This is a genomic window from Empedobacter sp. GD03797, from assembly GCF_029842105.1.
GTDB lineage: Bacteria > Bacteroidota > Bacteroidia > Flavobacteriales > Weeksellaceae > Empedobacter > Empedobacter falsenii_C.
In genome coordinates, this window is the sequence record NZ_JAOCFS010000003.1 from 67,875 (window position 1) to 91,469 (window position 23,595).

At 32.3% G+C, this 23,595-nt stretch carries 20 protein-coding genes, 1 pseudogene and 1 riboswitch; of the genes and pseudogenes, 12 read left to right on the forward strand and 9 right to left on the reverse strand.

The features are described from left to right. Window positions 1-4 precede the first annotated feature (4 nt). From N5D90_RS03675 to N5D90_RS03690, 4 genes are read right to left on the reverse strand one after another with little or no spacing between them, the layout of a single operon-like run. Window positions 5-1,399, reverse strand: coding sequence for a HAMP domain-containing sensor histidine kinase (locus N5D90_RS03675; RefSeq protein WP_280061600.1), 1,395 nt, complete (start codon window positions 1,397-1,399; stop codon window positions 5-7). Next, entirely contained in the window at window positions 1,392-2,075 is a 684-nt protein-coding gene (locus N5D90_RS03680) for a response regulator transcription factor (RefSeq protein ID WP_280061601.1), read from the reverse strand. Before N5D90_RS03680 ends, N5D90_RS03675 begins: the two co-directional genes overlap by 8 nt. A gap of 3 nt (window positions 2,076-2,078) precedes the next feature. Then, window positions 2,079-2,966 (reverse strand): diacylglycerol kinase family lipid kinase, encoded by an 888-nt coding sequence (locus tag N5D90_RS03685; protein ID WP_280061602.1) that lies wholly within the window; start codon window positions 2,964-2,966, stop codon window positions 2,079-2,081. Next, on the reverse strand, window positions 2,956-4,920 hold the full coding sequence (locus N5D90_RS03690; protein WP_280061603.1) for an LTA synthase family protein: 1,965 nt from the start codon (window positions 4,918-4,920) through the stop codon (window positions 2,956-2,958). Before N5D90_RS03690 ends, N5D90_RS03685 begins: the two co-directional genes overlap by 11 nt. Window positions 4,921-5,112: 192 nt before the next feature. Here N5D90_RS03690 and N5D90_RS03695 point away from each other — a divergent pair, with 192 nt between their 5' ends. From N5D90_RS03695 to purM, 6 genes and pseudogenes are all read left to right on the forward strand, one after another. Then, on the forward strand, window positions 5,113-5,358 hold the full coding sequence (locus N5D90_RS03695; protein WP_038332385.1) for a hypothetical protein: 246 nt from the start codon (window positions 5,113-5,115) through the stop codon (window positions 5,356-5,358). Window positions 5,359-5,552: 194 nt separating this feature from the next. Continuing rightward, window positions 5,553-5,651, forward strand: a riboswitch (purine riboswitch). Window positions 5,652-5,755: 104 nt separating this feature from the next. Beyond that, on the forward strand, window positions 5,756-9,463 hold the full coding sequence (locus N5D90_RS03700; protein WP_280061604.1) for a phosphoribosylformylglycinamidine synthase: 3,708 nt from the start codon (window positions 5,756-5,758) through the stop codon (window positions 9,461-9,463). A gap of 46 nt (window positions 9,464-9,509) precedes the next feature. Beyond that, window positions 9,510-9,869 (forward strand): annotated as a pseudogene (locus N5D90_RS03705) (four helix bundle protein). A gap of 272 nt (window positions 9,870-10,141) precedes the next feature. Continuing rightward, entirely contained in the window at window positions 10,142-10,864 is a 723-nt protein-coding gene (purC, locus tag N5D90_RS03710; RefSeq protein ID WP_038332381.1) for a phosphoribosylaminoimidazolesuccinocarboxamide synthase, read from the forward strand. A gap of 19 nt (window positions 10,865-10,883) precedes the next feature. Beyond that, window positions 10,884-12,389 (forward strand): amidophosphoribosyltransferase, encoded by a 1,506-nt coding sequence (gene purF, locus N5D90_RS03715; protein WP_280061605.1) that lies wholly within the window; start codon window positions 10,884-10,886, stop codon window positions 12,387-12,389. Window positions 12,390-12,443: 54 nt separating this feature from the next. Then, complete coding sequence (purM, locus tag N5D90_RS03720; RefSeq protein ID WP_038332376.1) at window positions 12,444-13,436, forward strand: phosphoribosylformylglycinamidine cyclo-ligase; 993 nt, start codon at window positions 12,444-12,446, stop codon at window positions 13,434-13,436. Window positions 13,437-13,509: 73 nt separating this feature from the next. Here the strand turns inward: purM and N5D90_RS03725 are convergent, their stop codons facing one another. Further along, window positions 13,510-14,310, reverse strand: a complete 801-nt coding sequence (locus tag N5D90_RS03725) for a DUF6620 family protein (protein ID WP_280061606.1) — start codon at window positions 14,308-14,310, stop codon at window positions 13,510-13,512. A gap of 204 nt (window positions 14,311-14,514) precedes the next feature. On the opposite strand from N5D90_RS03725, the gene N5D90_RS03730 reads away from it, so the two are divergent. From N5D90_RS03730 to purD, 6 genes are all read left to right on the forward strand, one after another. Next, window positions 14,515-16,194: an AAA family ATPase gene (locus tag N5D90_RS03730; RefSeq protein WP_280061607.1), complete on the forward strand. Its 1,680-nt coding sequence runs from the start codon at window positions 14,515-14,517 to the stop codon at window positions 16,192-16,194. 129 nt (window positions 16,195-16,323) lie between these two features. Further along, a complete protein-coding gene (locus N5D90_RS03735) occupies window positions 16,324-16,824 on the forward strand; it encodes a peptidylprolyl isomerase (RefSeq protein ID WP_280061608.1) in 501 nt (166 codons plus the stop codon). Between the two features lie 158 nt (window positions 16,825-16,982). After that, entirely contained in the window at window positions 16,983-17,543 is a 561-nt protein-coding gene (purN, locus tag N5D90_RS03740; RefSeq protein ID WP_280061609.1) for a phosphoribosylglycinamide formyltransferase, read from the forward strand. Between the two features lie 89 nt (window positions 17,544-17,632). Next, window positions 17,633-19,144 carry a bifunctional phosphoribosylaminoimidazolecarboxamide formyltransferase/IMP cyclohydrolase gene (purH, locus tag N5D90_RS03745; RefSeq protein WP_280061610.1) on the forward strand — a complete coding sequence of 504 codons (1,512 nt, stop codon included), beginning with the start codon at window positions 17,633-17,635 and terminating at the stop codon, window positions 19,142-19,144. Window positions 19,145-19,201: 57 nt separating this feature from the next. Next, a complete protein-coding gene (locus N5D90_RS03750; protein ID WP_280061611.1) occupies window positions 19,202-19,594 on the forward strand; it encodes a four helix bundle protein in 393 nt (130 codons plus the stop codon). Next, on the forward strand, window positions 19,561-20,832 hold the full coding sequence (gene purD / locus N5D90_RS03755; RefSeq protein ID WP_280061612.1) for a phosphoribosylamine--glycine ligase: 1,272 nt from the start codon (window positions 19,561-19,563) through the stop codon (window positions 20,830-20,832). The genes N5D90_RS03750 and purD overlap by 34 nt, the downstream gene beginning before the upstream one ends. Before the next feature lie 56 nt (window positions 20,833-20,888). Here the strand turns inward: purD and N5D90_RS03760 are convergent, their stop codons facing one another. From N5D90_RS03760 to N5D90_RS03775, 4 genes are read right to left on the reverse strand one after another with little or no spacing between them, the layout of a single operon-like run. Further along, window positions 20,889-21,275: a hypothetical protein gene (locus N5D90_RS03760; protein ID WP_180904866.1), complete on the reverse strand. Its 387-nt coding sequence runs from the start codon at window positions 21,273-21,275 to the stop codon at window positions 20,889-20,891. After that, window positions 21,275-21,496, reverse strand: a complete 222-nt coding sequence (locus N5D90_RS03765) for a VF530 family DNA-binding protein (RefSeq protein WP_038332359.1) — start codon at window positions 21,494-21,496, stop codon at window positions 21,275-21,277. The genes N5D90_RS03760 and N5D90_RS03765 overlap by 1 nt, the downstream gene beginning before the upstream one ends. 29 nt (window positions 21,497-21,525) lie before the next feature. Beyond that, complete coding sequence (locus N5D90_RS03770) at window positions 21,526-22,407, reverse strand: hypothetical protein (RefSeq protein ID WP_280061613.1); 882 nt, start codon at window positions 22,405-22,407, stop codon at window positions 21,526-21,528. Between the two features lie 55 nt (window positions 22,408-22,462). Then, the gene (locus N5D90_RS03775) at window positions 22,463-23,404 is read right to left on the reverse strand and encodes an ADP-ribosylglycohydrolase family protein (RefSeq protein ID WP_280061614.1); all 942 of its coding nucleotides are present in this window, start codon (window positions 23,402-23,404) and stop codon (window positions 22,463-22,465) included. Between the last annotated feature and the right edge of the window lie 191 nt (window positions 23,405-23,595).

The window sequence follows — 23,595 nt, forward strand, 5'->3', positions numbered from 1 at the left end:
TTACTTAAAAATTTTCAATATTCAACGTTAAAATAATCTTAGTTCCAATATTTTGATTACTCTCAATTCGCATTTTAATATCAGACATTTTAGCTAATTGTGTTGCAATATTTAGTCCTAATCCAGAACCAGAAATATGGAGTGTTGAATCATTTTTAATGCGGAAAAATCGTTCTTGAACAAATTTTAAATCTTCTTGATTCATTCCAATTCCATTGTCTTCAAAAATCAATTCATAGCAATCATTTTCGATGTTAGAAAGAATTGTTATTTGACCTTTTAAGTTCGAATATTTTATGGCATTTGACAAAATATTATCTATAATAATCTCAAAAAATTCTTGGTAATTATCAATTTCATAAGCTTGAAGTTGTTCCGTATCAACAGAAATTTGTTTTTCCTGTAACAAAACATCAAAACGTTCAATTGATTTTAAAACTTCTGATTTTAGTTCAAATAAAGAAGTTTTTAGCTCTAAACTATTATTTTCGACACGAGAAAGCAATAGAAATTGTTCCACCAAACGATCCAAACGATTCACTTGTTTCAACGTGTAATCTATTTTTTCGTTGTATTGTTCAGGCGTGCGTTCGCGTCGAATCAAAATTTCCAATGTTCCTTTTATAATCGCCAAAGGCGTTCGAAGTTCGTGTGAAGCATCAGCCGAAAACTGTTTAGCTTTTACAATTTGAAATTCTAATCGATCTAACAGTGAATTTATTGTCGCTGAAAGTTGAAATAATTCATCTTTATTTTTAGGTAATTGAATACGTTCTGAAAGATTATTTTCTGTGATAGACTGTGCTGTATGAATCACATTGAAAACAGGTTTAATCGATTTAGCAGCAATAAAACGAGCTAAAAGAAACGTCAATAAAACCGAAATAGGAAAGATAATAAGTAAGGCAGTTTTCAAATAATCTAGCGCCAATTGATTGTGTTTTGTCGAAACGCCGACGACCAAATATCCCACAACTTCGCCGTGATGAATCAATTTTGCTTGAGAAATTAATAACTGAATTGAATTATATTCGGCGTAAAATGGCTTATTTTCTGGTTCTTCATTGTTCCAATCCAATTGATTTTGCACCATGTTTGGAGAACTCTCAATCAGCTTGAAATTTTTATCATAAATTGAGATAAAAACAGGATTCAGTGCAATGTCTGTATGTTCAACTTCTTCCCATTCGCGCGGTTGAACAAAGTTCTCTAATGTTGGTTCGTGTAAAACATAATCAACGTGACTATTGATTTCTTCCTCCAACGTTTCGTACATCGTTTTGTTGATACCTCGGTTTACAGAAAAATAAATTAAATAAAATATAATTAGTAAAATAACCGAAAAAGTAAGGCTGTAGAAAAGCGCAATTCTATTTTTTACCGAGAATTTTTTAAGCATCTTTCGAAATGTAACCAACGCCACGAATGGTATGTAAGCGCGGATCGTCTTTTTTTAGATTCAATTTTTTACGAATCGCATTAATAAAAACATCAATCACACTTGTATCGTATTCAAAATGAATATCCCAAACGTTTTCAATGATTTCTTTGCGTGTACAAATTCGGTTTTTATTTTTGAATAGGTAAGCTAAAAGTTGAAATTCTTTTAGTGTTAATTCAACTAAATTATTGTCTAAAAAAGTTTGATGCGTTTCTGTATTTAATGAAATATTTCCGAAATTTAAAAGATTATTCGATTCATTTTGACGAAGATAAACGTTAATTCGCGCTACTAATTCATTGAAATCAAATGGTTTTTTGATGTAATCATTTGCACCAGCATTCAAACCTTCAATTGTATCTTGAACTGTATCTTTTGCTGTAATGAAAATAATGGGTGTTTTTTTATTTGGATTTTCGGTAGATCGCGTTGTTAAACAAACTTCTAATCCAGAAATATTTAACATCATCCAATCCAATAAAATAACATCAAATTTCTCGTTATTTATTTTCACTAAGGCATCTTCGCCGCTTAAACAGTGCGTTGGCGATAAATTTTCTTCTTCTAAACCTTGAAGCATAAAATTGGCAATACCCAATTCATCTTCAACAATTAAAACTTTTGGTTTGTTCATTTTCTAATTCGGAACAATAACATTTAAAGCATTCGGAACAATCGAAACTTCAATAGAATTTTGGTTAAAAATAACAGCTTCACCATCAACTTGTGCAATGGTTTTTGTTTGTTTGGAATTGAATTTTACTGAATTAACTTGCAATACTTTTGCTTGCTTCATTTTTTCAATTCGTTTTCCTAAAACATTCGCCGAAAACTGAATTTGTTGGATAAAATTAAGCTTTTTTACCGCAAGAAAGTCTAATTTTCCATCATTTAATTTTGCATTGGGCGAAAATGAGATGCCGTAACCCGCTTCGTTAGAGTTGGAGCAGAACACAAAATAAAAATCATCATCTAATGTATGTTCATTGTCTAATTCGATGTTAAATTTTTTCGGTTGAAAGTTGAAAATTGCTTTTGTACTGGCAGATACATATCCCAAAAAGTTTCTGGTTTTGGTTTGCGCATAATTGTTAATCACATCTGCATCAATTCCTAATCCCATGTTGCTAAAAAAGTATTTTTCGTTGATTTTTCCTGCGTCAATTTTATTGATTTTTGCATTCAGAATCATTTCAAAAGCTTTTTCGGTAGATTTAGGGATATGCAAATTCGCCGCTAATCCATTTCCAGAGCCAATCGGAATAATTCCCAAAGCAACATTGCTACCAACCAAAGCTTGAGCGACTTCGTTTATTGTTCCGTCGCCGCCACAAGCTACTATTATATCAGGATTTTTTGTGAGAACTTGATTTGTAATTTCAGTTGCATGACCAATACTTTCAGTCAAAAATGTTTCGAATTCAACATTTTTTTGATTAAAATAACTTTGAATTTCAGTTTCAATCATTCGTCCTTTTCCCTTACCAGCAATTGGATTGATGATAAAAATGATTTTATTTTTCATTTAATAAATGATTGCTAAATAAATAATCGGCTGTTTGATAATTAGATATGATAGAACGTTCGAAAATAGGATCAACCTTTGTATCAATTAAATTTTTATCAATCCATTTGTATTGATTGATTTTCTTTTGATCGGATAAAATCGAAACATCTTCGCCTTTTTTCATTCCTAATTTAATATACGTACCAACAAAAGAACGCGATTTGTATTGCGGATCGAAAATGTCTTTTCCATAAAATTGAGACGTATATTTCCAATTAAACAACGAAAATAATGTTGGAAAAATATCAATTTGAGAAACTTCTTTTGTGACATTTTCGTTGGCATGCGATTTCAAATTATAAATAAATGCCGGAATGTGATGATTCTTAACGTCAATCGCATCTTTACCTGCACTACTTGCACAGTGATCGGCAATAAACACAAAAACGGTATTGCTGAACCAAGGTTTTGTTTTCGCTTTTGCAATTAAATCTCCAATCGCATAATCGGCATATTTTACAGCACCAGGACGACCAGTTCCAGACGGAATATCAATTTTTCCATCTTCGTACGTATAAGGTTTGTGGTTAGAAGTTGACATCACAAAAGCAAAAAATGGTTGTTTTGTTTTGTATTTTTCGTCCGCAACTTTGATTACTTTTCTGTAAATATCATCGTCAGCAATTCCCCAAGCATTTTCAAAAGTAACTTCATCATCATTAATATTGAAACGATTGGTGTTGATTTTATCACTCAAAACGCTACCACGACCACGATCGTAAATGTCAAAACCATTTCCACCATAAAACGCATTCATATTATCAAAATAACCATCGCCACCATAAAAGAACATATTGTGATAACCTTTTGCTTTGAAAACATTCGAAATAGTATATAAATTTTGATTATCAACACGTTTCACAATACTGTTTCCAGGAGTAGGAGGAATTGATAATGTAACAGCTTCCATTCCGCGTACTGTACGGGTTCCGTTGGCATACATATTCGAGAAATAGATGCTGTTATTTGCTATATCATTAAGGTTTGGAGTGATTGATTTTCCGTTGAATTGCTCTTGCAAAAATGAAGCGCTCATACTTTCCATCAACACAAAAATCACGTTTGGTTTTTGCTCTGCTTGTGACGGATTACTTGCTAAAATTGTTCTTCGTATTGGATTTTTGAATTGTTGATCGAAAACAGTTTTCGAATCTTGCAATTCAGATTTCATTACTGCAAAAGCATCTTCAATCGGAATAGATTTATAATGTTCGTCGTATTTTAAGTGATTATTTCGGAAAGCTGAAAAGAATGAAAAGATTCCAGCTTTAGAAATTTCATTGTTGTATCGGTTTTCAGAAGTTGAACTGCTATCGTTGTTTAAAAGGAATAATGAGCCAACCGCAAGTAATAAATTGAACACAAAAACACCAACTTTTTGACTTGTTTTTGGTTTGTTATGAAATGTATTGTAAAAGAAATAACCTTTTTTTGTTGCGAAAATTGTCAAGCCGGTAATCAACACAATTCCGCCAATTAAAACAGGTAATGGATATGATTCTTGAATGTTTTTGACAACTTCGTATATATAAATTAAATAATCGACTGCAATAAAATTGAATCGACTTTTGAATTCGTCCCAAAATGTAACTTCGGCAAAAAATGTAAAATAAATGATTACCAAATACAATGTATAAACGAAATACACGAAAATTCGATCAAATAATGAATTGACGAATTTGTTTGGTAAAATCATAAAATAAAATGATAAGAATAACGTGAAACAGCTTACAACACTAATGTCGTACACTAATCCATAAAAAATAGTGTGTAATAATGAACCAATATTCCAATCGAAATCACTTTTTACCCAAATCGCAAAAATTAGGCGTAGAATAAATGAAATTAGAATAAATAACGAACTGAAAAATAGTAAAATACTGTAACGTCCTTTTAAATTATTTGTAAACATTTTGTTTTTGAATTATTGTTCAAATGTCTTGATATTTAATAGATTATTAACATAGAAAAGTGAATCTTAAGCGAATCTTAAGTTTGCGATTCTTGAATGAAAAATAGAAGCTGAAAACGTTAATAATTCGTGAAAAAATGGTTTTGATTAGAAATAGTTGTAAATTTGTAATTGGTTTATAAAGTAGGTATAATGGAAGAGATATTAATCAATGAAAAAGAAGAAAAGTTTTTAACATATTGGGAGAAAAGATTCTCTACAATTTTTAAAGACAATACAAGTTGGACAACTTTGTTTATGACAGTTAACAAAGCTACTTTTCCAGATTCATTAAATATAGAAACGTTTTGCAAAAAGTTTATGCAAGATTTCAATATGAAATTATCATATAAATATGATGAATCAGACAACGAATACGATTTGACAATTACAAGATAATTACGGAAAACGAAAAATCCTTATCAATTTTGATAAGGATTTTTTTTGTTGTAAAATGGGACATTTGATTGATAATCATGCTTAAATTTTAAGAAAAATATTTAACCAAAAAATTAAATAAAATATTGTTGATTTAGATTTGATTTTACTAATTAAAATGTTTAATTTTGCAGTTCACTTTTAAAGGTGATTTAGTTTTTAAAGTTTACAACATTTGTATAGCTCATAATAAGGTTGAGCGTCTCTACGGCAGACCATAAAAAATTGCCACTACAAATGAATTTTTTTTCTACAAAATGAGTCTTGAACCACTCTTGTTAGAAAATAGTTTGTTTGTTGATGTAGATGATACAAATGGTTTAAACACATTAAACCAAATAGTACAGCAAACAATACAATGAACCACAGACTTTTCATTCAGAAGAAATCGAATTTTGACGTTATCAGTCAGAAGACTACAATAGAACTCAAAAACCTTGTACCTACAATTGTGTGCAAGGTTTTTGTTATTTATGATCTATTTAATATAGAAGAAAGCCAATTACAAGAGGTTCAAAATAAGGTGTTTGTCGATCCTGTGACAGACATTGTTTTCAAATACGTAGAAGACGCAGTTAACGAAAGTATTCCTTATTCTAAAAACTATTTTGCAACCGAATTTTTACCTGGTCAATATAATCAACGCGATGATTCTTCGGAACAATGTTTAGTGTTGATGAATGTTGAAAATGTAACAGTAAAGTCTGGTTTATTATATGTTTTCAATGATGATTTGTCTGCGGAAGATTTAAAGAAAGTAAAAGATTACTTAATCAATCCAATTGAGTCGCGTGAGAAAGATCTTTCTAAAATGGAAATTCCAGCTAATCCAGAAGCTACAGAAGTTCCAATTATTGAAGGTTTTATTTCTGCTGACGAAAATAAACTACAAGACATTTACAACCAATTTGGATTATCGTTAGAAATGGATGATTTAGTTTTTATTCAAGACTATTTCAAATCAATCAATCGTAATCCAACCGAAACTGAGTTAAAAGTTTTAGATACTTATTGGTCTGATCACTGTCGTCATACAACTTTTGAGACGGAGATTACAGATGTTCAATTTAATTCTAAATTTAACGAAACACTTCAAAAAACATTCAATTATTACCAACAAGTTCGTCAAGAATTAGGAATTACAAAACCAATTCGTTTGATGGATTTAGCAACTGTGATGGGAAAATATCTTTCTCGTACAGGAATTGTGAAAAATATTGATGTTTCAGAAGAAATCAATGCATGTTCTATTGTCGTTCCAATCGATGTAGATGGAGTTGAGGAAGAATGGTTATTACAATTCAAAAACGAAACACATAATCACCCAACAGAAGTGGAACCATTTGGTGGAGCTTCGACATGTGTTGGTGGAGCAATTCGCGACCCTTTGAGTGGACGATCTTACGTTTTCCAAGCGATGCGTATTACAGGAGCTGCAAATCCTTTAGAAAAAATTGAAGACACGTTACCAGGTAAATTACCACAACGTAAAATCTCGAAAGAAGCTGCAAACGGATACAGTTCTTATGGAAATCAAATTGGTTTAGCGACAACTTTTGTGAAAGAAATTTATGACGAAGGATACAAAGCAAAACGTATGGAAGTTGGTTTTGTGGCTGGAGCTGTAAAAAAAGAATATGTTCGTCGTGAAGAACCCGTTGCAGGTGACCGAATTATTTTATTAGGTGGAGCAACAGGTCGTGATGGAGTAGGTGGAGCATCAGGTTCATCTAAAACACATGATGGTTTAAAATTAGACGATTTATCAGCAGAAGTTCAAAAAGGAAATGCAATTGTTGAACGTAAAATTCAACGTTTATTCCGTAATCCAGACGTTTTAGCATTAATCAAAAAATGTAACGACTTTGGTGCGGGAGGTGTTTCTGTTGCAATTGGTGAAATTGCACGCGGAATTAATGTTGATTTAGATTTAGTTCCATTGAAATATGCTGGATTAAACGGAACAGAATTAGCTATTTCTGAATCTCAGGAACGTATGGCTGTTGCGGTTGAGGCAAAAGATGTGGATACATTTATCGCATTAGCAAAAGAAGAAAATCTTGATGCGACTTGTGTTGCTGAGGTAACGGGAGATGATACAATGACTTTGGTTTGGAAAGGAAAAAAGATTGTTGAATTAGACCGTAAATTTTTAGATACAAACGGCGTTCGTAAACAAGCTAAAATCGAAGTTACGGACGAAGAATATACAAACCCTTTTGAGAATAAAGCTTTCAATAAAGAAGCGTTTATTACAATGATGCAAGAGTTAAATCATGCGTCACAAAAAGGTATGGTAGAAATGTTTGACAACAACGTTGGACGTTCTACTATTTTGAATGCTTTTGGTGGACAAACAATGGATACGCCAGAAGATGTTTCAGTACAAAAATTCCCAACAGACGGATTTACAAATGCGGTTTCAATCGCTTCATTTGGTTATAATCCTACAATTTCTCGTTGGTCAAATTATCACGGAGCTTATTTCGCGGTAATTGATTCAATGACAAAAATTGTTGCTGCTGGTGGAAATTACGCTGACATTCGTTTAACATTTCAAGAGTATTTTGAAAAATTACGTGATGAAGCTACGCGTTGGGGAAAACCATTTGCGGCTTTATTAGGAACGATTGAAGCACAAAAACAATTTGGAATTCCTGCTATTGGAGGAAAAGATTCGATGTCGGGTTCTTACCAAGATATTGATGTTCCGCCAACGTTAATTTCTTTTGCAGTTGCGCCTTCTAAGGCTGAAAAAATTGTACAAGGAACTTTAGTTGAAAAGAATTCTAAACTTTCAGTTTTTATTCCACCATTGACTGAAGACTATTTAATTGACGAAGCAAATGCAAAATCTATTTTTGATTTTATTGGAACAATTAATTCTGATGTAAAATCGATGATGACGGTTAAATTTGGTGGAATTGCAGAAACTGTAGCAAATATGGCTTTTGGTAATGAAATCGGATTTGAAATCAACACTGATTTAGATTTAGCAAAATATTATCCAGCTTCGATTGTGATTGAACATTCAGAAGAATTAAATATTCCTGCTGAAATTGCTCAAAATTACCATGTTTTAGGTCAGACGAATGATTCAACTTCATTCAACTTTAATGGAGAAGAAATCAATTTGATTGAATTGAAACAACAATGGAAAAAAACATTCAATTCATTGTTTCCATATAAATCAACTTCTGAAACAGTTGTAGAGGAAAAAGATTTGAAAGCTGAACAAATTTGTTTTGCATTCGCAGATCATAAAGTGGAGAATCCGAAAGTTTTCATTCCAATTTTTCCAGGAACAAATTCAGAATATGATTCAGCAAAAGCGTTCCGTAGAGAAGGAGCAATCGTTTCGACTTTGCCTTTCCGTAATTTAACACAACAAGATGTTGAAGAATCGGTAGATGCTTTTGTAAATGAAATCAATCAAGCCAATATTTTCTTTGTACCAGGCGGTTTTTCAGCTGCTGATGAGCCAGATGGATCAGGTAAATTTATTGCAACGGTTTTACGTAATGAGAAAATCAAAAATGCAATTCACAATTTATTGGAGCGTGATGGACTAGTTTTAGGAATCTGTAATGGTTTCCAAGCCTTGATTAAATCTGGATTATTGCCTTATGGACGTATTCAAGATTTAGAAGAAGATACACCAACATTAACGTTCAACGAAATTGGTCGTCACATTACACAATTAGCGAAAGTGAGAGTGAATAAATCGCATTCACCTTGGTTAAAAGGAATGGAAGGACAAGAATTTTGGATTCCATTTTCACATGGAGAAGGTCGTTTCGTAGCAAATGAGGTTGAATTAGAAAAGTTAATTGATAAAGGACAAATTGCCACTCAGTTTGTTGATTTGGATGGGAAATTAGCTGGGAAAATGCCTTATAATCCAAATGGATCTACGTTTGCGGTAGAAGGAATTGTATCGCCTTGTGGAAAAGTTTATGGACGAATGGGACATCCAGAGCGTTACGAAGAAGGATTATTCAAGAACATTCCAGGAAATGGATATATGAATATCTTCAAAAATGCGGTGGAGTATTTTAGAGGGTAAATAGTTTTTCGAAGCTAGAAATTCGAAGTTAGTAAAAATGTAATTTATGAGTTATTACAAGAATTTACATATTTGGATAAAAGCAATGGAATTAGTCAATTTTATTTATGAAGTGACTAAAAGCTTTCCTAAGGATGAAATTTTTGGATTAACGAATCAAATAAAAAGAGCAGCGGTTTCAGTTCCTTCAAATATAGCAGAAGGTGCTGGTCGCAATTCAAATCAATAGTTTATTCAATTTTCATCTATTTCAAATGGATCATTATTAGAATTAGAAACTCAGTTATTGATTGCTAAAAATCAAAATTTTATTTCTGATGTTGATTTGAAAAAATGTTTAGAATTGATTGAAGATATTCAAAAAATGAATTATAAATTTCAATCAAAACTCAAAGAAACCAAATAACGAATTTCGAATCTCGCATTTCGAATTTCTAAAAAAAACAAACAACAAACTAATACCAATTTCGATCCTGAACCAATCGAAATTAATCTCGAAAGTTAACCTTGAACAAGTTAATTTTCAAAACAAACAACAAACACGAAGTGGACTTTTTCATTTCAAACAAAACAAAAAAACAAACTTTAGAAGTTCGTTTTTAGAATTTCGAAATTAGAAAAAAATAAAACTAATTTCGTATTTCGAATCTCGATTTTCTAATGAAAAAACAAACAACGATGAGCTTAACAAAAAAAGACTTCATTTACGAAGGGAAAGCAAAACAAGTTTACTCAACAGAGGAAGCAGACAAAGTAATTGTGTATTACAAAGATGACGCGACTGCATTTAATGCACAAAAGCGTGGAACTGTTGAGGATAAAGGAGAAATGAACAACAAAATTTCGACTTTAATTTTCAACTATTTGATTGAAAAAGGAGTGAAAACTCACTTCATCGAGCAGTTGAATGATCGTGAGCAATTGGTAAAAAAAGTATCAATTATTCCAATTGAAATGGTTGTGCGCAATTATGTTGCTGGGTCTATGGCTCAACGTTTAGGATTAGAAGAAGGAGCGAAATCTCCAGTTACAATCTTTGATATCTGTTACAAAAAAGATGAATTAGGAGATCCATTAATCAACGATCATCATGCAGTTTTATTAGGTGCTGCAACATATGATGAGTTGGATGAAATGTACACACAAACAGAAGTAATTAACGAAGCGTTGAAAGAATTGTTCTTAAAAGCTGGATTAATTTTAGCTGATTTCAAAATTGAGTTTGGTAAAGATGTTGATGGTAATATCATTTTAGCTGACGAAATTTCTCCAGATACATGTCGTTTATGGGATGTTGAAACAGGTAAAAAATTAGATAAAGACCGTTTCCGTCGTGATTTAGGTGATGTTTCAGAAGCTTATCACGAAGTATATAATCGTTTGACAGAAGTTTTAAAATAAACATTTTTTTCATTCTATAATGATTGATAAAAAATTACATAAAAGCCAATTAAAAGCTGAATATTTAACGAATTTCTACGAAAGAAATTTATTGAAAAAATATGCAGCTGATACTGTGGATAGTGTAAACGAAGAATGTGGTGTTTTTGGGGTTTATTCGCCAAATAACATCAACACTTATTCTATTGCGCAGTTTGGTTTATTTGCGCTTCAACACCGTGGACAGGAAGCGTGTGGTGTTTCTTTCTTGAAAGATGGAAACATCAAAACGGTGAAAAAAACAGGTTTGGTATTAGACGTTTTCAAAACAATGGAAGCCGAAATTGAAGAATACCAAGGAAATGCTGCGATTGGACATACACGCTACACAACTGCTGGAGGAGGAAGTCGTCGTAACATTCAGCCACTTTACACGTATAATATTTACGGAAAACCTCATTTCTCTATTGCACATAACGGAAATTTGATTGAAGTTGAAGCATTGAGAGCTGAATTAGAAGCAGAAGGTTTACCATTTTTAGCAACTTCAGATACGGAGGTTTTATTACGTTCTATTCAAAAATATTCGCATTTAGATATTGTAGAAGCTATTCAGAAAGGTATAGAAAAGGTAAAAGGCGCTTATTCGGTTTTGTTATTAGCGAATAATCAAATGGCAGCTTTTCGCGATCCAAATGGTATTCGTCCTTTATGTTTAGGTAAATTAGATGATGCGTATGTTTTCTGTTCAGAAACATGTGCATTAGACGCTGTCGGAGCTGAGTTTATTCGTGATGTAGAGCCAGGTGAATTGATTATTGTAAATGAACAAGGTTTGAAATCTTATTCGTTAAATCAACCAACTCAACGTAATATATGTGCATTTGAGTACATTTATTTTGCACGTCCTGACTCGAGTATAGAAGGAAATGAAATCTACGATTTACGTGTAGAATCTGGTCGAAAATTATACGAACAATCTCCTGTTGATGCCGATATTGTAATTGGTGTTCCAGATTCTGGAATTCCGTCTGCAATTGGTTATTCAGAAGCTTCGGGTATTCCTTACGAACCAATTTTGATTAAAAATCGTTATATGTCGCGTTCGTTTATCGTGCCATCGCAAGAAATGCGTGAGCGTGTGGTAAACTTAAAATTGAATCCCATCAAAAATAAAATCAAAGGAAAACGTTTGGTTGTTTTAGATGATTCGATTGTACGTGGAACAACTTCGAAATTATTAATTAAAATCTTAAAAGAAGCAGGAGCAAAAGAAATTCATTTCCGTTCTGCTTCGCCTCCAATTATTGCGCCTTGTTATTTAGGAATTGATATGCCTTCTAAAGCAGATTTAATTTCAGGAAACAAGTCAATTAAAGAGGTTGAAGATTATTTGAATGTCGATTCGTTAGATTTCTTAACAGTTGATAATCTGATTGATTTATTAGGAAGTAAAGAACATTGTTTTGGATGTTTTACAGAAAAATATCCTGTAAATTATTCTAATGAAGAATGTAAAGAGGTAAAACCTTTGCATATAGATTAATAAGTTATACGAATTTCGAATCTCGTATTTCGAAAAACTAAATCATAATTAAAAATGAGCAATACATATAAACAAGCCGGAGTAGATAAGGAAGAAGGTTATCAAACGGTATCGAAAATTAAAGATGCAGTTGCAGCAACACACAATTCAAACGTGTTGAATGGAATTGGAAGTTTTGGTGCATTTTACCAATTAGGAGGTTACAAAAATCCTGTTTTGGTATCAGGAACCGATGGTGTAGGAACTAAACTACGTGTGGCTTTAGATTCTAAAGTTTACGATACAGTTGGGATTGATTGTTTCGCAATGTGTGCAAATGATATTTTGTGTCATGGTGCAAAACCATTATTTTTCTTAGATTATTTAGCTTGTGGAAAATTAGATTCTGATATCGCAGCAGAAATTGTAGGTGGAATTGCGCAAGCGTGTAAAGAAACTGGAACAGCATTAATTGGTGGAGAAACAGCAGAAATGCCAGGAATGTACCAAGTTGGTGATTATGATGTTGCAGGATTTTGTGTTGGAGTAGTAGAGCGCGACGAAATTATCGATGGTTCTAAAATAAAAGCTGGACAAGTAATTATTGCGTTACCATCAAGTGGTTTCCATTCTAATGGATTCTCTTTGGTTCGTAAAGTTTTCCCAGATTTTAACGAAGAATTTGAAGGTAAACCATTGTTCGAGACATTATTAGTTCCAACAAAATTATATCAAAATGATATTTTCAAAATCAAAGATGCTGGAATCGAAATGTCTGGAATTGCTCATATTACAGGAGGTGGATTAATCGAGAATGTTCCTCGTATTATAAATGACGGTTTGACGGCTGTAATAGAAAAAACAAAAATAAATGTACCAACAGTAATGCAAGAATTAGCGAAACGCGGAGGAATTGCAGAAAATGAAATGTTTGGAACATTTAATATGGGTGTCGGAATGGTTGTCATCGTTGACCAAACTGATGCTGAAAAAGTATTGAATATTATTGATGGAAGTGCGTTGATTGGAGAAATTCAAGAAGGTGCTGACAAAATTATATTGAAATAGTAGATTAAATAGTTTAAAAAAGCCGGATAAGATTTCTTATCCGGTTTTTTTATGTGTTAATTTAGGTTGAGCACTAAAACTCGATATCGTCAGCGATAGTTCCGCCCATTTCATTTTGAAATTGTTTCAAATAGTCTTCTTTCTTTTCCATTTGATAAGTAATCATCGAAGAATAATTTCCAGAACGTGTCCAAACCACAGCTTGCGCCTGAAAATCTATAATTCCAATTCCGTATTTATCCAAAATATATTGTGCGCCATCTTTTCCAACTTCTATTGCAGCATCTCTTTCGGCAGCTAAATCATAGAAGAAATGTTCGTCCGTTTTCAAGCGTTCTAAGTTTGGATTTGAAGCTGTATCAGCAGTAAGATTTCCGTTATTTCCTAATGTTGGATGTTCATCAATTTTTGTGAAATATTGGCTATATAATGTCATTACAGTCATTTCTGTATCTTGTTCCATTCGTTGATTCCAAATCAAACTTGCTTCGTCCCATTGCGGTTTATCAACTCCCAAAGCTTTTAAAACATCAGCTTCCGGAACATTAGAACCAATTTTCACAACTCCTGCAGCATAATCGTACAAAGAAATTCCATGAATCGGCTCTAACAAAGGATTGTCTTTCGAATCTTCAAGCACTTTTGCATCATGTTGTTGATACATTTGTTCAATTCCAATATCCGAATTTTTGTCTTCATATTTTTGCACAAACTTTTCTAACTGATCATTAATACGATCATACAAAGCCATTTTATTGTTTTCAGCTCTGTCATATAACTCTTGTTGATTTATAGCATCCGTTAAAAAAGCTTCTGCATAAGGCTCAAAATCATTTTCAATATTTTTGATTTTATCATCAAAATATGCAATCAATAAAAGGTCCGCTTGATGATAAATTCATGGTAGTAGTTTTTTTGAGTTGTTGTATTACAAAGTTGTAAAATCGTCACTCAAAAAAACTCACTAATTTTAGCTAAATATGGGTGAGGATTATTTAAAATATTTATCATTTCCTCACTTCATTCAATCTTTGTATCTTTGCATTTCATTCAAAAACTCCAAATTCACTCATAAGTTATGCAACAATCTAAGGCTTTGGCAATTCTAAAATCTGGTCGAAATGTATTTTTAACAGGTTCTGCGGGTGCCGGAAAAACTTATGTGTTAAACCAATACATTCAATATCTTAAACAGCATGGCGTTCCTGTTGCTATAACGGCTTCTACAGGAATTGCTGCGACGCACATGAATGGTCAAACGATACATTCTTGGGCTGGAATTGGGATAAAAGATTATGTTTCAGATCGATATTTAGCTTCGCTTCGTGACAAAAAATATTTTCGTGATAAGATGGACAAAGTAAAAGTCTTGATTATTGATGAAATCTCGATGTTGCACCGAAATCAGTTGGATGCTGTGGATTATGTTTTGAAATTTTTCAAGCAAAATGATGAACCTTTTGGAGGTGTTCAAGTGATTTTTTCGGGAGATTTTTTCCAGTTACCTCCGATTGGTGAAGAGTGGGAAGAGTCAAAATATAAATTCTGTTTTATGTCGGATGCTTGGGTGCAATCGAAAGTGCATATTTGCTATTTGACAGAACAATATCGTCAGACAAATAATGCGTTGAATGATATTTTGAATGAAATTCGTTCGGGAAATATTTCGCAAAAAACGGTTGATTTATTAGAATCTCGAATTGAATATTTTCCAGATGAAATAGATTCACAAACGCGTTTGTATACACATAATATGGATGTTGATCGAATTAATAAAGGTCAATTGATTAATATTGATTCTTCTTCCAAAACATTTGAAGCTAAAGTTGCCGGAAATCCAGCTTTGGTTGAGGTTCTGAAAAAATCTGTTTTAGCAGAAGAAGTTTTAGAATTGAAGATTGGAGCAAAAGTGATGTTTGTTCGTAATAATTTCGAAGTTGGTTTTGTAAACGGAACGCTTGGAAATGTTTCAGGTTATACTGAAAAAGATGAGCCAATTATCAAAACGTTAGATGGAGAATTTTATGTTGCAAAACCAGAAACTTGGGCAATAGAGGACGAAAGCGGAAAAGCGTTGGCTTCATTTACGCAAGTTCCGTTACGTTTGGCTTGGGCGATTACGATTCATAAATCGCAAGGAATGACGTTAGATTCTGCGTTTATAGATTTGTCAAAAGCGTTCGAAAAAGGACAAGGGTATGTTGCGCTTTCACGTTTGCGAGATCTAAACTCGTTGATGTTACACGGTCTTAATCAAACGGCTTTAGAAATTGATTCGCTTGCAATGAAGGCTGACAGACGTTTTCAGGTTTTATCGAATGAAATGGATCAGTTTTTAGATGAAAAAGAATTGCAAAATTCTTGGGCAGCTTTTATTCGATATTCTGGAGGAACATTGGATAAAAAGCAGATTGCGAAAAACATCGAAAAGAATAAAACCAAAGAAAAAGGTCAAAAGAAATCGACTTACGAAATCACATTAGAATATGTGAAAGAAGGCTTGACTTTGGACCAAATTTCAGAGAAAAGAGGTTTAACTACTTCAGCAATTGTAGATCATATTGGTAAAATCAAAGAAAGTGAGCCTGATTTGGATTACTCAAAATTTAAACCTTCTGATAAAATTATTGATAAAGTTCGATTGGCTTATAGTGAAATCGAATTTGAAGAGAATAAAGTTTTAAAACCAATTTACGATTATTTCAATGGTGAAATTGGTTATGAAGACATCAAAAAAGCATTACTTTTTATTGATTAAATAAAAATTGTCAGTTCAAAAATCTAAATAACTGACAAAATTGGTCAAATTATTCGAAAGGAATAATTGTTGTTAAAAGATAAGTATTAAAAATGAACGCTTTCTTAAAGCATCCATAACTTACAATTTATGTCAATAGAAAACAACAATGTAGTTTCAGTAAACTACACATTACATACCATCGAAGCGAATGGTGAAAAAGTATTTGAAGAACAATCAAATGCAGAAGAGCCATTAACTTTTTTATTCGGAGCAGGAATGATGATTCCAAAATTTGAAGAAGAATTAAAAGAATTAGCAGTTGGTGATAAAAAATCATTCGTAATTACTCCAGCAGAAGGATACGGTGAAAGAGTAGAAGAAGCTGTTGCTCAATTACCTTTAGATATGTTCAAAGAATCTGGATTACCACCAGTTGGAGCAATTTTACCTTTAACTGATGATGCAGGAAATCAATTCCGTGCTTCAGTTGTAGAGGTAACAGAAGAGGCTGTAATTGCAGATTTGAATCCTCCAATGGCAGGTAAAACATTAGAATTTGAAGTTGAAATTTTAAATGTTCGTCCAGCAACTGAGGAAGAATTATCTCACGGACACGCACATGGAGTTGACGGAACTCAAGGTCACTAAAAAATATTTTCAAAAGGCTATTTCGATAAGAGATAGCTTTTTTGTTTTTAATTGTGAATAAATCATTAATAAATAGATTAAATCCAAGTTATATTTTTCGGCTTGCTTCAACTAAAATCTTATCTTTGTAAAACAAACAAGATTACTTACAAACAAACATGAAAATAGCTGTATTTGTTTCCGGTGGCGGAACAAATCTTCAAAATATTATTGATGCAGTTGAAGACGGAACGTTACCAAATGTCGAGATTTCGATGGTAATGGCAGACCGCGACTGTTATGCAATAGAACGATCGTTGGATAAAGATATCCGAACGTATGTCTTAGACCGAAAAACTTTTTCGGAAGATGCTGAACATAATTTAGAAGGAGAAGAAATCGACTTAATTGTTTTGGCAGGTTTTTTAACCATATTATCTCCAGAATTTACCTCGAAATGGGGCTCGAAAATGATTAATATTCATCCTGCATTATTACCAAAATTTGGTGGAAAAGGAATGTATGGAGCAAAGGTTCACAAAGCGGTTTTAGAAGCTGGTGAAAAAACATCAGGAGCAACTGTTCATTACGTAACTGCAGGTGTAGATGAAGGTCAAATTATTTGTCAGGGAACTTTTGAAATAGAAGAAGGTGATGAAGTAGCAGATTTGCAGCGAAAGGTAGCCGAAGTAGAAAGTAAGATTTTTATTCAGGCAATAAAGCAAATTAGTGAAGCATAAAATATAGAATGCCTCAATGTTTTGTACATTGAGGTTTTTCATTTCCGATAAATAGTAAACAAACAAAAACTTTAAAAACTAAATACAAAATGCAAAAACAAGCGCTAATCAGTGTTTCGGACAAATCAAATTTGTTAGAATTTGCAAAATTCTTAATTGAGCAAGATTATAAAATCTTATCAACTGGAGGAACTTACAAACACTTACAAGATAATGGAATCGAAGTAACAGAAGTAAAAGATGTTACTGGTTTTCCAGAAATTTTAGATGGTCGCGTAAAATCTTTACACCCAGCAATTCATGGTGGTATTATGGCTCGTCGTTCAGATGAAAACCATATGGCGACTATTGCAGAACATGGAATTAACCCAATCGATATCGTTATTGTAAATCTTTATCCATTTTTCGAAAAGATGAACACAGGTCTTTCTGAAGCGGAGATGATTGAGTTTATTGACATCGGAGGTCCATCAATGTTACGTTCTTCAGCAAAGAATTTTTATGATGTAACAGTTGTGACGGATGTGAATGATTATGAAGTGGTGATGAATGAAATTCGTGAGAATGGTTCAACTTCTATCGAAACGCGTAAATTATGTGCTGGTAAAGTGTTCAACTTAACTTCTGCTTACGATGCGGCGATTTCTACTTACATTTTAGGAGAAGATTTTCCTCAATTTTTAGAGTCTTCTTACGAGAAAGTGATGGATTTACGTTACGGAGAAAATCCACATCAAAAAGCGGCTTATTACGTTGATAAAACGAAAAATGGCGCGATGAAAGATTTCGAATATTTACAAGGAAAAGAACTTTCTTTCAATAATATTCGTGATATGGATTTGGCTTATAAAGTAGTTTCAGAATTCGAAGAAACAACTTGTTGCGCAGTGAAACATTCGACGCCTTGTGGAGTTGCGATTGGTGATTCTACATTAATTGCTTACGAAAAAGCATACGAATGTGATCCAATGTCAATTTTTGGTGGAATCATCGCTTTCAATAGAGAAGTTGATGGAAAAACTGCGGTTGAATTAAATAAAATTTTCTTAGAAATTGTCATCGCGCCTTCATTTACAGAAGAAGCGTTAGAAATTTTTAAACAAAAGAAAAATTTACGAATCATCAAAGTGAAAAATCCTGTTTCAGATAAAGTTACTTATGTAAAAGTTGATGGAGGATTAATTGTTCAGTCTACAGATAATCAGTTTTCAACAGATCTTAAAGTTGTAACAGAAGCTCAACCAACTGATCGTCAAATGACTGATTTAGTTTTTGCTCAAAAAATTGTAAAATGGGTAAAATCTAATGCGATTGTTGTAGCAACGAATGGTCAAGCTTACGGAATTGGAGGTGGTCAAACAAACCGTATTTGGGCAGCTCAACAAGCGATTGCACGTGCAAAAGAAAAAGTGGAAGAAGATTTAGTTTTAGCTTCTGATGCATTTTTCCCTTTCCGTGATGTAGCAGATTTTGCTGCTGAAAATGGAATTAAAGCAATTATTCAACCAGGTGGTTCAATTAAAGATCAAGAATCTATTGATGCTTGTAACGAACGTAAAATTCCGATGGTTTTCACAGGAATGAGACATTTTATGCACTAAAACTCGATGTGCGATATTCGTTTTGCGATGTTGGAATTTAAGATTAACTTAGTGTAAATGAGAAGTTATAGAAATTTAGACATATGGCAAAAAAGTTTGGAGATTTTGAGATTGGTTTACGATTTTTCGAATAAATATCCAGAATCAGAAAAATATGGATTAACTGTTCAAATAAAAAGAGCCGTTGTTTCAATTCTTTCAAATATCGCAGAAAGTTCTGGAAGAAATTCAAATCAGCAAATGATTAATTTTCTATCTATTTCAAAAGGTTCTGCTTTTGAAGTTGAAGCTCAATTAATAATAGCTTTTGAGTTGAATTATATAACAGAGGCAGAATCAAATGAAGCTTTAGAATTAATTGATCATTATTGTAGAATGAATCAAAATTTTTCAAAACTATTTAATAAAGAAAAACAATGGAACAAAATAATAGCGCAACTCGCATTTTAGTAATCGGTTCAGGTGGTCGTGAACACGCAATCGGATGGAAATTTGCTGAAGATTTTAAACAAAAAGGTCAAGAAGCAGAATTATTCTTTATTCCAGGAAATGCAGGAACAGCGCAAATCGGAACTAATGTTTCGGTTTCTTCGATTGAAGAAATGAAAAATTTCGCGAAAGAAAATCAAATCGATTTAACTTTTGTTGGACCAGAAGCTGAGTTATCAGAAGGTATCGTTGATATTTTTCAGAAAGAGAATTTAAACGTTTTCGGACCTCATAAAGCTGCTGCACAATTGGAAGCTTCTAAAGCTTTTGCGAAGGATTTTATGGATAAATACGGTGTGAAAACAGCAAAATATAAGAATTTTCAAGGACCGATGTTGGCGATTGATTATTTGAAAACACAAGAGTATCCAATTGTTGTGAAAGCCTCTGGTTTAGCGGCTGGAAAAGGAGTAATTATCTGTCAAGATTTCGAAGAAGCGAAACAAGCTGTTTTGGATATAATGGAAGATAAAACCTTTGGTGATGCAGGAAACGAAGTGGTTATTGAAGAATATTTAGAAGGTTTTGAAGCTTCTATTTTGTCTTTTTTTAACGGGAAAAAAATCGTTCCATTTGTTTCGGCAAAAGATCACAAGAAAATTGGTGAAGGTGAAACTGGTTTGAATACTGGTGGAATGGGCGTTATCGCTCCAAATCCATTGTTTACAGACGAGCATTTCAAAATGTTCGAAGAAGAGATCATGGAGCCAACAAAATGTGGTTTAATTAAGGAAGGATTAGAGTTTGCAGGTGTTATTTTCTTTGGATTGATGATAACGACAAAAGGAGTTTATTTGTTGGAATATAACCTAAGAATGGGCGATCCAGAAACGCAAACAACTTTACCTTTGTTAGAAAATGATTTGGCTGAGGTTGTAAATAAAGCAATCAAAGGAGAAGATTTTGACTTGACTTTCAAAAATCAACATGCGTGTTGTGTGGTGATGGTTTCGGGAGGATATCCAGGAAATTACGACAAAGGTTTTGAGATTCGTGGTTTAGAAAAGGTAACTTGTCCTAATTTTATTGCTGGTGCAAAATTATCAGGTGAACAAATTGTTACTTCTGGTGGACGTGTAATCAACGTGGTTGGTTTAGGAAATACGTTAGAAGAAGCGCGTGAAACCGCTTACGAAAACATCAAGAAAGTACATTTTGATTACGAATATTATCGAAATGATATAGGAGTAATTCAATAAAAAATACAGTTTATATTATTAAAAAATGCGTTTCATTTGAAACGCATTTTTTTTATTTATTCTGAAAATTCGACGTGATAAACATCGCTTTTATTTCGATTTATTTTTCGGTATTCAAATCCTCCAGCTTGCGGAATAATTTCGACCAAATCAAATGATTGACAACTTTTTGGCAAACCATTAAAAATTAAAGTAAAATGAAGAGACGAACCTTCTTCGATATACGTCCAATTTGGATACATCGTAATTCCGTCTGCAAAAACCAATTGACAACGTTTTCCTGATTGATTATCAATAATAAAAGTAGAAGGCCAAATACGTGCAGCATTTGCATATTCATCTGCCGTCATACAACAATGTATAATAACCTGACTTTCTTCTTCGATATTGGTTAAAAGCTCAGAATCAATAAAAATCTTTTCTTCAAGAATAGTTGCACTCATTATTTTGCAATTTTTTTGATGTACAATTCTTCCACTTTTGCACGTGCCCAATCTGTTTTTCGAAGAAATTTCAACGATGATTTCAAACTTGGATTATCATTAAAACATCTGATGTTAATTTGATTTCCCAAACCTTCCCAACCGCCGTAATAAATTACTAATTCTTCGATAATATCGTCTAAACGTTTTCCGTGTAATGGATTATTTTTTTGACTTTCCATTTTGCAAATTTACGAAAAATGTTGGCTTACTATTTTAAAATAAACTCTTTTAGGTTACTTTTAGATTTTCCACTATTTTCTACCACTTTTGAAAAAACTGAATACAGAATAACACCAGAATTATGCGTAATTTGTTTCATATTGAATAGAAAAGAAATATCTAAATTTTCTGATTTTTTCGATCCAAATTTATTTTCGATTTCGTTGATTAATTTCTCTTCATCGACTAATTGATCCATCTTTAATGTATACGTTTCATTTTCTTCGTTAATATCAATCAAAGTATAAATTTGTTTGTATTGCAAAGGTGTATTGGTAAAAGGATTTGTTAATTCTACTTCGGTAACCAATGGGTTTTTAGAAAATTGACTGCCATAAAAATGATGATATTGATTTAAATCTTGCATCAAATAATTCTGAAAAAGTTCATCATTATCAATAAATTGGTAAATCATATTTTTTTCTGTTTTTTGAAAATTATCTTTTGAAATAGCTAAATCAAAAAGTTTTTTGTAGAATTTTTTGACTTCTTTTAAATTGATAATGTTTTCAACAGCCCCAAACTCATCAGTTTTATAAAGAATGGTATAATTATTAAATTCTTTTAAGTTTTTTTCAATATATTTTTTAATCTCAGGATTATCATCTGGTATTGGAAATTTCGTTTCCCATTTTAAGGTATAAGAATTTGAAGTTGAGTCAATAATAGTTAATTTTAAATCGTATTTATTTTCCTTTTTAGTAATAGTGTCAAATCTATTGTATTCGAAAGTTGACTCGATCACTTCGTATTCAAAAATGTCGCCTTTACTCCAATAAGGAATAGCATCAGCTGTTTGATTTATAGAATTATATTGCCCAAAAGTCAATGAAGAGATTAAAAGTATAAACAAAAGATAAATTTGCTTCATTTTACAATGATTAAGATTTATTGTAAAGGTAAAAAGAATTGATTGCTCAATTCTTTTATTCATATTTTTCTTCCAATTGTTCTGCTAAATGCAAAATATCATCCACTCGCGCCAATTGTTCAATCCAATTGGTCGGAATTGTTTCTACATCATAATAAATTCCTGCAATTCCGCCTGCAATACATGCAATTGTGTCCGTATCATGCCCTAAATTCACAGCTTTCAAAACACAATTTTTATACGAATCTGTATGCAATAAACACCAAATAGAAGCTTCTAAACTATCCATAACATAACCAGTTGATTTAATTTCATCTTCTTTTAAATCAATTAGTTTTCCGCGTAAAATTCGCTCGAAATATTGAAATTCATTTTTATAAATTTCATTTTCTTCTAAGAATAATTTTAACCAAAAATTTGTATTCAGATAAGCTTCTTCTAAATTTTCGGAATCCAAAACATTCAACGCAAATTCAATATAATAAATACACGCCAAAACAGAACGATTGTGCGCATGCGTGATAGAAGAAACTTCTTTGACGATTTCACAACGTTCATCAATTGATAAATCTTTCGTGAAAATTGCTAAAGGAAGAATACGCATTAACGATCCATTTCCATTATCAGATTCGGCTGTAGAACCAGCTTCGGTTGGATTTTTTACAACTCGTAAACGATTTATTGCTTTTCGTGTAGAAATTCCTACATCAAAGACTTCTCCGTCAGCCGTCCAATAACCTTCATGCATCCACATCTGAAATTTTTCTGCAATATCATTCACATTATAACCATTACATAACGATTCTGCAAGGCAAAACATCATCGAACTATCGTCTGAAAAAGTGCCTGGAGGCATATTGTATGTTCCATAACCCATCATATCTGTCACGGGATTTTGTTGTAAATATTGCCTGCTTTTAAACTCAACAGGAACTCCTAATGCGTCACCAACTGCCGATCCAATTAATATATTTTTCGAAAAATTTCTTCTATTCATAACCTTCTTTTATAAATGAAAAATAATTGTTTTTTTTGAATATATCCAAATTATTTTTGAAAATTTATAAATTAATCATAATAAATTTATTCATTTCAGATAAAATATTAAAAAGTCTACAATAAAGAAAAAAGTATAAGTCGTATTGTCAGTTTTGATTAAATTGGAACTGATTTTGATTGAATTAAGGC

Excerpts from the sequence above, each read along its gene's own strand:
- N5D90_RS03675 (WP_280061600.1), bottom strand. The coding sequence starts at position 1,399 with ATGCTTAAAAAATTCTCGGTAAAAAATAGAATTGCGCTTTTCTACAGC.
- N5D90_RS03680 (WP_280061601.1), bottom strand. The coding sequence starts at position 2,075 with ATGAACAAACCAAAAGTTTTAATTGTTGAAGATGAATTGGGTATTGCC.
- N5D90_RS03685 (WP_280061602.1), bottom strand. The coding sequence starts at position 2,966 with ATGAAAAATAAAATCATTTTTATCATCAATCCAATTGCTGGTAAGGGA.
- N5D90_RS03690 (WP_280061603.1), bottom strand. The coding sequence starts at position 4,920 with ATGTTTACAAATAATTTAAAAGGACGTTACAGTATTTTACTATTTTTC.
- N5D90_RS03695 (WP_038332385.1), top strand. The coding sequence starts at position 5,113 with ATGGAAGAGATATTAATCAATGAAAAAGAAGAAAAGTTTTTAACATAT.
- N5D90_RS03700 (WP_280061604.1), top strand. The coding sequence starts at position 5,756 with ATGAACCACAGACTTTTCATTCAGAAGAAATCGAATTTTGACGTTATC.
- purC (WP_038332381.1), top strand. The coding sequence starts at position 10,142 with ATGAGCTTAACAAAAAAAGACTTCATTTACGAAGGGAAAGCAAAACAA.
- purF (WP_280061605.1), top strand. The coding sequence starts at position 10,884 with ATGATTGATAAAAAATTACATAAAAGCCAATTAAAAGCTGAATATTTA.
- purM (WP_038332376.1), top strand. The coding sequence starts at position 12,444 with ATGAGCAATACATATAAACAAGCCGGAGTAGATAAGGAAGAAGGTTAT.
- N5D90_RS03730 (WP_280061607.1), top strand. The coding sequence starts at position 14,515 with ATGCAACAATCTAAGGCTTTGGCAATTCTAAAATCTGGTCGAAATGTA.
- N5D90_RS03735 (WP_280061608.1), top strand. The coding sequence starts at position 16,324 with ATGTCAATAGAAAACAACAATGTAGTTTCAGTAAACTACACATTACAT.
- purN (WP_280061609.1), top strand. The coding sequence starts at position 16,983 with ATGAAAATAGCTGTATTTGTTTCCGGTGGCGGAACAAATCTTCAAAAT.
- purH (WP_280061610.1), top strand. The coding sequence starts at position 17,633 with ATGCAAAAACAAGCGCTAATCAGTGTTTCGGACAAATCAAATTTGTTA.
- N5D90_RS03750 (WP_280061611.1), top strand. The coding sequence starts at position 19,202 with ATGAGAAGTTATAGAAATTTAGACATATGGCAAAAAAGTTTGGAGATT.
- purD (WP_280061612.1), top strand. The coding sequence starts at position 19,561 with ATGGAACAAAATAATAGCGCAACTCGCATTTTAGTAATCGGTTCAGGT.
- N5D90_RS03760 (WP_180904866.1), bottom strand. The coding sequence starts at position 21,275 with ATGAGTGCAACTATTCTTGAAGAAAAGATTTTTATTGATTCTGAGCTT.
- N5D90_RS03765 (WP_038332359.1), bottom strand. The coding sequence starts at position 21,496 with ATGGAAAGTCAAAAAAATAATCCATTACACGGAAAACGTTTAGACGAT.
- N5D90_RS03770 (WP_280061613.1), bottom strand. The coding sequence starts at position 22,407 with ATGAAGCAAATTTATCTTTTGTTTATACTTTTAATCTCTTCATTGACT.
- N5D90_RS03775 (WP_280061614.1), bottom strand. The coding sequence starts at position 23,404 with ATGAATAGAAGAAATTTTTCGAAAAATATATTAATTGGATCGGCAGTT.